This is a genomic window from Companilactobacillus insicii, from assembly GCF_003946015.1.
GTDB lineage: Bacteria > Bacillota > Bacilli > Lactobacillales > Lactobacillaceae > Companilactobacillus > Companilactobacillus insicii.
Map to the genome: position 1 here is coordinate 1 of NZ_RHNU01000069.1, position 1,844 is coordinate 1,844.

Consider the following 1,844-nt stretch of genomic DNA (forward strand, 5'->3'; position numbering starts at 1 on the left):
ACGAAGTATTTTATTCAGAATTTTCTAAATATTGTTAAGAAAGCATTAAGATGTTGCACTTGGACTTGACATGTGCCCAATAATTATTACTTCTAATAATTTAAGTTATGTAACCTTTAACTCCGTCAATCATCTTGACAAGTCTGATTTTTAGAATCACTATTAAGTATATGAATTTAAATTTATCATGGAGGTTATTATGACATTACTAAATACAAGTTTTCGAACAAACTTTCTTCACACATATTTTAAGACTACAGTGGTAATTCCCGATACTGGTAAAAGCAATTACAAAGCTATTTGGCTATTGCACGGATATACAGCTGATGATACTACTTGGATGCGCAATGTTAATATTGAAAAGCTCGCTGACAAAAATGATATTGCGGTAATTATGCCTGAAGGAAGAAACGCCTTTTACACGGATTCCGATTTTATACCATATTATAGTTTTTTTGTAAAAGAACTGATTCCAAAAATACAACAACTTCTGCCTATATCTGATAAAGCTGAAGATAACTATATTGGTGGTGTAAGTATGGGAGGTTATGGTGCACTAAAAATTGGTTTTTCTAACCCTGATAAATTTAGCAAAATTGCTGCAATGTCTCCCGTTGCTAATATTGAACACTTCCGTAATAACCCTAAGAGTCCTATGCCTATAAAAACATTTGATAGTATCTTTGAATCACCAGAAAAAATCAAAGATAATCAATTAATTAATATATTCAATCAAACTCATCCTAAGCAAAAAGTACTACAACTTTGTGGCGACAAAGATTTCATGCACGAAGATAATGTAGAATTAAAGAATTTCTTAACTGACAATTTGAACGACAACTACACATGGATGCCGGTTAGTGGTGACCATTCATGGAATACATGGTCAGAAAATGTCGATCAAGTATTTAACTGGCTAACTAACTAAACATTTAATCTAAATAACAAATACTAAGATAAACACTCGAGGAATATTAAATGACATTATTAAGTATGAGTTATCGTACCAACTATTTGCATACTTACTTCAAATCAACGATTGTAATCCCAGACTCAGGTAAAAAACAATATAAAGCTGTTTGGTTACTTCACGGTTACACTGGCGATGATACTGCATGGATAAGACATACAAATATTGAAGAAATGGCTCAACAACATGATTGGGCTATCATCATGCCTGAAGCTAGAAATGCTTTTTACTCAGATTCTGACTTTATACCTTACTATTCATTTTTTGTGAATGAATTGATACCAAAGATTCAAAAAATGTTTCCATTATCTCCTGCGCCAGAAGATAATTATATCGCCGGATCAAGTATGGGTGGATACGGCGCACTAAAAATTGGATTTACTAACCCAGATAAATTCAGTAAGACTGCTGCTTTATCACCTGTTACAGACATTGAAAAATTTAGAAATAATCCACAGTGTCCAATGGACAAAAAAACATTTGATAGTATCTTTGATACAGCGGAAAAGATACATAATAATCAATTGGCAACAATCTTCAATAAAGTTCAACCACGTCAAAAGGTACTAACGCTCTGTGGTGATAAAGATTACATGCATGAAGATAATATCATGTTCAAAAACTTCTTAACAATTCACTTAAAAAGCAATTATACTTGGATGCCAGTAAACGGTAACCATTCATGGGTTACCTGGGTAGGTAATATTGACAAAGTGTTTAAATGGCTTGAAAAATAAGTACAAGTATTTTCACCAAAAAAGATCAGACATTTCAATACCAATGTCTGATCTTTTTTTGGGTCTAAACTTTCTGGTATTGGTGAAAGCCAATACCAGTTTTTTTATTGTCTAAATTTCTGGATAGAAAAAGGACC

At 32.4% G+C, this 1,844-nt stretch carries 2 protein-coding genes; both read left to right on the plus strand.

The genetic code is table 11. The features are described 5' to 3' along the window. Positions 1–199 precede the first annotated feature (199 nt). Positions 200–928, plus strand: coding sequence for an alpha/beta hydrolase (locus EKM79_RS12150; RefSeq protein ID WP_125569160.1), 729 nt, complete (start codon positions 200–202; stop codon positions 926–928). A 50-nt stretch (positions 929–978) separates the two neighbouring features. Next, positions 979–1,707, plus strand: coding sequence for an alpha/beta hydrolase (locus tag EKM79_RS12155; protein WP_125569162.1), 729 nt, complete (start codon positions 979–981; stop codon positions 1,705–1,707). Positions 1,708–1,844 lie beyond the last annotated feature (137 nt).